This is a genomic window from Brevundimonas sp. EAKA (assembly GCF_000698025.1).
Lineage (GTDB): Bacteria > Pseudomonadota > Alphaproteobacteria > Caulobacterales > Caulobacteraceae > Brevundimonas > Brevundimonas mediterranea_A.
Genome location: NZ_JMQR01000013.1, coordinates 35,811 through 42,277, shown reverse-complemented (window position 1 = coordinate 42,277; position 6,467 = coordinate 35,811). Strand labels below are relative to the sequence as shown.

6 protein-coding genes and 1 pseudogene are annotated in these 6,467 nt (G+C 66.7%); 3 read left to right on the top strand and 4 right to left on the bottom strand.

Annotated features, from left to right (window positions below):
* A pseudogene (locus tag ER13_RS18590) lies at positions 1–356 on the top strand (hypothetical protein); the annotation flags it as partial.
* Positions 357–360: 4 nt separating this feature from the next.
* Here the strand turns inward: ER13_RS18590 and fba are convergent.
* The 4 genes from fba to gap all read right to left on the bottom strand — a co-directional run bounded on the left by fba (position 361) and on the right by gap (position 4,235).
* Positions 361–1,446: a class II fructose-bisphosphate aldolase gene (gene fba, locus ER13_RS03520; protein WP_035306568.1), complete on the bottom strand. Its 1,086-nt coding sequence runs from the start codon at positions 1,444–1,446 to the stop codon at positions 361–363.
* Between the two features lie 144 nt (positions 1,447–1,590).
* On the bottom strand, positions 1,591–2,787 hold the full coding sequence (pgk, locus tag ER13_RS03515) for a phosphoglycerate kinase (protein WP_008260654.1): 1,197 nt from the start codon (positions 2,785–2,787) through the stop codon (positions 1,591–1,593).
* The gene (locus ER13_RS18260; RefSeq protein WP_154725853.1) at positions 2,784–3,206 is read right to left on the bottom strand and encodes a hypothetical protein; all 423 of its coding nucleotides are present in this window, start codon (positions 3,204–3,206) and stop codon (positions 2,784–2,786) included. Before ER13_RS18260 ends, pgk begins: the two co-directional genes overlap by 4 nt.
* Before the next feature lie 21 nt (positions 3,207–3,227).
* Entirely contained in the window at positions 3,228–4,235 is a 1,008-nt protein-coding gene (gene gap / locus ER13_RS03510) for a type I glyceraldehyde-3-phosphate dehydrogenase (protein ID WP_035306566.1), read from the bottom strand.
* Between the two features lie 249 nt (positions 4,236–4,484).
* Here gap and ER13_RS18255 point away from each other — a divergent pair, with 249 nt between their 5' ends.
* Both ER13_RS18255 and ER13_RS03505 read left to right on the top strand, forming a co-directional pair.
* Positions 4,485–4,637 carry a hypothetical protein gene (locus tag ER13_RS18255; RefSeq protein ID WP_154725852.1) on the top strand — a complete coding sequence of 51 codons (153 nt, stop codon included), beginning with the start codon at positions 4,485–4,487 and terminating at the stop codon, positions 4,635–4,637.
* Positions 4,638–4,727: 90 nt separating this feature from the next.
* The gene (locus ER13_RS03505; protein WP_008263855.1) at positions 4,728–6,467 is read left to right on the top strand and encodes a dihydroxy-acid dehydratase; all 1,740 of its coding nucleotides are present in this window, start codon (positions 4,728–4,730) and stop codon (positions 6,465–6,467) included.

Genomic DNA, 6,467 nt, shown 5'->3' with positions numbered 1-6,467 from the left:
CCTATTACGGCGTCTGCCGACCCGAGGAGGAGGCGGAGTTTCTGCCTGCCTACAATGACGGGCGCAGGCTGCACGAGGTCGAGGCGGCGGTTGCAAGCGCCGAAAGCGCGCTGAGCAGCGCCGAGGCTCGCATCGAGGACCGGGAGGACAAGCTGGACGCCAAGCAGCGCGAACTCCGGTCGGACGGCCTGACGGATGACGAGAAACAGCGAATTCGCGACCGGATCGACGAGGTGCGCGGGGAAATCCGCAGCGCGCGCCGCAACGCCCGTGAGGCGCGCGACGCGCTGGACCGCGCAGAGTGGGACCTGCGCCAGGTGCGCGGCGAACTGAGCGGCCGCTACCCGGTCTTCTGATTGATCAGGCGGCCTTGACGGCGGCGCCGCGGAAGGACGGGTCCAGGTCGCCCGAGGCGTAGCGGTGAGCCATCTGGGCGGTGGACAGGGGGCGGATGCGCGACGCCTGACCTTCGCAGCCGAACTGCTGATACCGCTCCATGCAGAGCTTCTTCATCGCGGCCTTGGCGGGCTTCAGATAGGCGCGCGGATCGAACTCCCGCGGGTTTTCCATCAGCGCCTTACGGATGGCGCCGGTGATGGCCATACGGTTGTCGGTGTCGATATTGACCTTGCGGACGCCGTGCTTGATGCCGCGCTGGATTTCCTCGACCGGCACGCCCCAAGTCTGGGGCATTTCGCCGCCGTACTGGTTGATAATGTCCTGCAGGTCCTGCGGCACCGACGAGCTGCCGTGCATCACCAGGTGGGTGTTGGGCAGGCGGCGGTGGATGTCCTCGATCACATTCATGGCCAGGATGTCGCCGTCCGGCTTCTTGCTGAACTTGTAGGCGCCGTGGCTGGTGCCCATGGCGATGGCCAGGGCGTCGACCTTGGTGGCGGCGACGAAATCGACGGCCTGGTCGGGATCGGTCAGCAGTTGCGAATGGTCCAGCTTGCCCTCGAAGCCGTGGCCGTCCTCGGCCTCGCCCATGCCGGTCTCCAGCGAGCCCAGCACGCCCAGTTCGCCCTCGACCGAGACGCCGCAGGCATGGGCCATTTCGGTGACGCGGCGCGTGACCTCGACATTGTATTCGTAGGAGGCGGGGGTCTTGGCGTCCTCCTCCAGCGATCCGTCCATCATCACCGAGGTGAAGCCGTACTGGATGGCGGTGGCGCAGGTGGCGGGGCCGTTGCCGTGGTCCTGGTGCATGCAGACCGGGATGTCGGGATAGAGTTCGGCCAGGGCGTCGATCAGCTTGGCCAGAACCACGTCGTTGGCGTAGTTCCGGGCGCCGCGCGAGGCCTGGATGATGACGGGGGCGTTGACCTCGTGGGCCGCCTCCATGATCGCCAGACCCTGTTCCATATTGTTGATGTTGTAGGCCGGCAGGCCGTAGTCGTTCTCTGCCGCGTGGTCGAGCAGCTGTCGCAGCGTGATGCGCGCCATGGATAGTCTCCTGAGCCGAATAGTCTTTTTTGATTGGGCAAGAGACTAGCGGCGAGGCGTGACGAAGTCACGCCGCGTTACAGCCGTTTCAGCGCGAATTCAGAAAGCCGCAGTGCAGGCGTGATCCGCCTGCACCGCCGCCGATCAGACGCGCAGGGCTTCGACGCCGGGCAGGGGCTTGCCCTCCATCCATTCCAGGAAGGCGCCGCCGGCGGTGGAGACGAAGGTCATGTCGTCCGATACGCCGGCGTGGTTCAGGGCCGAGACCGTGTCGCCGCCGCCGCCTACGGCGACCAGAACACCGGCCTTGGCCAGCGCGGCCGCATGGCGGGCGACGGTCACGGTGGCGGCGTCGAAGGGCGGCACCTCGAACACGCCCAGGGGGCCGTTCCAGATCAGGGTCTTCGAAGCCGTCAGGGCGTCCAGCAGCCGCGCGACCGTGGCGGGGCCGGCGTCGAGGATCTTGTCGTCGGCCGACAGGGCGGCGCCGGCGATGACGGGGCGGGATGCGGCGCCGGGCTTGACCTCGGTCGCGACCACGAAATCGACCGGCAGCAGCAGTTTGCAGCCCTTCGCCTCGGCCTCGGCCATGATCTCGCGGGCCGTGTCGGCCATGTCGCGTTCAGCCAGCGAGCCGCCGATGTCGATCCCCTGGGCGAACAGGAAGGTGTTGGCCATGCCGCCGCCGATGGCCAGCCGGTCCAGCTTGCCGACCAGGTTCTTCAGCAGGTCCAGCTTGGTCGAGACCTTGGCGCCGCCGACGATGCCCAGAACCGGCTTCTGCGGATTGCCCAGGGCGGCGTCCAGGGCGTCCAACTCGCGGCGCATGGATTCGCCGGCATAGGCGGGCAGGTGGTGCGCGATCCCTTCCGTCGAGGCGTGGGCGCGGTGGGCGGCCGAGAAGGCGTCGTTGACATAGAGGTCGCCCAGATCGGCCAGCTTCTGGGCGAAGACCGGGTCATTGGCCTCTTCCGCCGCGTGGAAGCGGACGTTCTCCAGCAGGACCACGCCGCCGGCGTCCAGGTCTCGGATGGCGTCCACGGCGTCCGGACCGATGCAGTCGTCGGCGAAGCGGACGGGAGCGCCGAGCAGGTTCTCCAAATCATCCACGACAGGCTTCAGGCTCATCGACGGGACGCGCTGGCCCTTGGGGCGGTCGAAGTGGGCCAGCAGGGCGACCTTGGCGCCGGCGTCACGCAGCCGCTGGATCGTCGGCAGGGCGACCCGCAGACGGGTGTCGTCCGTGACCTTGCCGTCCTCCATCGGGACGTTGAAGTCCACGCGGACCAGGGCCGTCTTGCCGGCGAGATCCTTGGCGTCGTCGAGAGTGCGGAAGGTCATATCGGGCTGCCCCCAGAAAAGATGTGTCCGATCCAGAGCAGAGCGCCGTGGATCATCAGTTGAACTTGCAGTGCGACGACCGGAGCGGCGACTGCGATGAAATGTCGGCCGCTTTTCGCATGATCGCGATAGGCCGAAATAGCGAGTCCCGTGAGAAGGACAGGAACGGCGAACCAAGCAAAAGGGGCGACTGGATCAGGCCAGTTTCCAGTCAAAAAAGGGATGGCTGTTCCGAAGAAGAGCAATGCTGCGACGGCGCAGCCTCGAATGACGAACGCTCCATCCGTCAACGGCCCAAGCTCAATCTTGCGCAGTCCTAACCAGACCATAGCGCCCCAAAAGGCGATGGCGAGCAGCGACCAAGGCAGTGAAAGCCATGCGAAAAGTAAAAACCCCGGCAGTCCTAAGAATAGAAGCATGCCGGGGTTCTCGGTGCGATCTTACAGGAACTTCGCCATCACCAGCGCCGTGTCGGCCATGCGGGTCGCGAAGCCCCATTCGTTGTCGTACCAGCTGAGCACGCGGGCCAGCTTGCCGTCGACGACCTGGGTTTGGGGCAGGGCGGCGGTGGACGAGGCGGCGATGTGGTTCAGGTCGCTGGAGACCAGCGGATCGGTCGTCGTGAACAGGACGCCCTTCATCGGGCCGTCGGCGGCGGCCTGAAGCGCGGCGTTGATCTCGTCGGCCGAGGTGTCGCGACCGGAGACGACCTTCAGGTCGACGACCGAGACGTTCGGGGTGGGGACGCGGATCGACGAGCCGTCCAGCTTGCCCTTCAGTTCCGGCAGGACCAGACCCAGGGCCTTGGCGGCGCCGGTCGAAGTCGGGATCATCGACAGGGCGGCGGCGCGGGCGCGGTACAGATCCTTGTGCATCGTATCCAGCGTCGGCTGGTCGCCGGTGTAGGAGTGGATGGTGGTCATGTAGCCGCGCTCGATGCCGAACAGGTCGTTCAGCACCTTGGCGACGGGGGCCAGGGCGTTGGTGGTGCAGGAGCCGTTCGAGACGACGATGTCGTCGGCGGTCAGGGTGTCGTGGTTGACCTTGAAGACGATGGTCTTGTCGGCGCCCTCGGCGGGGGCCGAGACCAGGACGCGCTTGGCGCCGGCCTTCAGGTGGGCGCTGGCCTTGTCCTTGGAGGTGAAGATGCCGGTGCATTCGAAGGCGATGTCCACCTTCAGCTCGGCATGCGGCAGGTTGGCCGGATCGCGCTCGGCCGTGACCTTGATCTTGCCCGTGCCGACGTCGAGCCAGTCTTCGCCCGAAGTCACCGTGCCGGGGAAGCGACCGTGCACCGAGTCATAGCGGAACAGGTGGGCGTTGGTCTCGACCGGACCCAGATCGTTGATCGCCACCACTTCGATGTCCGTGCGGCCGTGCTCAATGATCGAGCGAAGGACGAGACGGCCGATGCGGCCGAAACCATTGATGGCGACGCGAACGGTCATGGGGAGGCTCCTCTGAACGATTATGTTGTTGGCGTCTCAATGGAACTGTCGCGCCCCGGTTTCAACCCCGCCGCCGCGCCTTAGCCCTAACATGGCGTGAGCAAGCGTTACGGTTTGGGTTGGCGGGACCGTCTCGGGCAAGAAACACCCCTGTCGGGGCGGTTTCGTCCTTGTTGAGCAAAATTTTTGCGACAGGGGTTGTGCGACTCCGGCCGGTATGGTTTCTTGGCGTCAGAACAGGGAGCCCCCGTGGCCACGATGACGCGCGACATGATGAAGGGATGCACCGCTCAGGCGGCAGCGACCGTTCGCGCGCCGATCGGTCTGGAAAGCCCTGTATTCCTCATTCTCCTCGTACTTCTCGGCCTGCTTACGCAAGCGGCGTGGATGCACGCGACCTGACCTAGACACACTCAGGATCGCCTCGCACCACCCCGCTCCCGAAAGGAAGCGGGGTTTTTCGTGCTTGGCGGTTCAAAAAGAACCGGACCGATGACGCAAGATTCTACCTCAGAACCCAACAAGCCCAATGCGCGCAGCGCGGCGGTGACGCATGGCCCGAACCGGGCCGCCGCCCGCTCGTATCTGCGCGCCGCCGGCATGCAGGACGCCGACTTCGACAAGCCGATGATCGGCATCGTCAACACCTGGTCGACGGTCACGCCGTGCAACATGCACCTGGACCGCCTGGCCAAGGATGTGCGCGCCGGCATCGTCGCAGCGGGCGGCTATCCGGTCGATTTCAACACCATCGTCGTCACCGACGGCATCTCGATGGGCACGGCGGGCATGAAGGCCTCGCTGATCAGCCGCGAGGTCGTCGCCGACTCCATCGAACTGGCCATCGAGGGCCATCAACTGGACGGCGTGGTCTGCATCGTCGGCTGCGACAAGACCATTCCCGCGGCGGCCATGGCCCTGGCCCGGATGGATATCCCCGGCCTGGTCTATTACGGCGGCACCATCATGCCCGGCGTGATCGGGTCCAGGGAGGTCTCGGTCCAGGAGGTGTTCGAGGCCATCGGCGCCCATTCGGCCGGGACGCTGGACGACGCGGGGCTGAAGGCGGTCGAGAGCGCAGTCTGCCCCGGCGCCGGCGCCTGCGGCGGCCAGTTCACGGCCAACACCATGGCCATGGCCCTGTCGGTCATGGGCATCTCGCCCATGGGCGCCAATGACGTGCCGGCGGTCGATCCGGGCAAGGCGGCCCAGGGCGAGCGCTGCGGTCGCCTGATCGTCGAGCGGGTGTTCGCCGGCGACACCGCCCGCAAATACATCACCCGCGCCAGTCTGAAGAACGCCGCCGTCGCCGTTTCCGCCTCGGGCGGTTCGACCAACGCCGTCATGCACCTGACGGCCATCGCGGCGGAGGCCGGGGTCGATTTCGGCGTCGAGGACTGCCACCAGGCCTGTGTCGAGGCGCCGGTCATCTGCGACCTGAAGCCGGGCGGCCGCTTCCTGGCCTCGCACCTGTTCGCCGCCGGCGGCACCCGTCTGGTCACGCAGCGCATGGCCGAGGCCGGCAAGATCGTGAACACCCCCACCGTCAGCGGCCGCAGCCTGTTCGCCGAAGCCGCAGAGGCCGAGGAGACCCCCGGCCAGGTGGTGGTGACGACCTTCGACGCGCCGGTCATGGAGCGCGGCAGCTTCGCCGTCATCTATGGCGACGTCGCCCCGGAAGGCGCGGTCATCAAGCTGACGGGCCACAAGGTCGACAGATTCGAAGGTCCGGCCTGCGTCTTCGACAGCGAGGAAGACGCCTTCCACGCCGTTCAGGACGGCTCGGTCGGCGAGGGCGACGTCATCATCATCCGCTACGAAGGGCCCAAGGGCGGTCCGGGCATGCGCGAGATGCTGCAGGTCACCGCCGCTCTGAAGGGCCGCAAGATCGACAATGTCGCCCTGCTGACCGACGGCCGCTTCTCGGGCGCCAGCTACGGCTTCGTCGCCGGCCACATCTCACCGGAAGCCGCCGTGGGCGGCCCGATCGCTCTCATTCGCGATGGTGACCGCATCACCATCGACGTCACCAACCGCCGCATCGACGTCAACGTCGATCTGGCGACGCGCCGGGCGGGCTTTACGCCCCACGTGGTCCGCCCGGCGCGAGGTGTCTTCGCCAAATACCGCGCCTCGGTCGCCTCGGCGGCCCAGGGCGCAGTCACCATTCCCAACCCGCCGCCGGCTCAAGTTCCGGCGTCTCACAAATCCGCTGCTGCTCAGGACGCCTGA

Coding starts and splice junctions, on each gene's coding strand:
- fba (WP_035306568.1), bottom strand. CDS start 1,446: ATGGCGCGCATCACGCTGCGACAGCTGCTCGACCACGCGGCAGAGAAC.
- pgk (WP_008260654.1), bottom strand. CDS start 2,787: ATGACCTTCCGCACTCTCGACGACGCCAAGGATCTCGCCGGCAAGACG.
- ER13_RS18260 (WP_154725853.1), bottom strand. CDS start 3,206: ATGCTTCTATTCTTAGGACTGCCGGGGTTTTTACTTTTCGCATGGCTT.
- gap (WP_035306566.1), bottom strand. CDS start 4,235: ATGACCGTTCGCGTCGCCATCAATGGTTTCGGCCGCATCGGCCGTCTC.
- ER13_RS03505 (WP_008263855.1), top strand. CDS start 4,728: ATGACGCAAGATTCTACCTCAGAACCCAACAAGCCCAATGCGCGCAGC.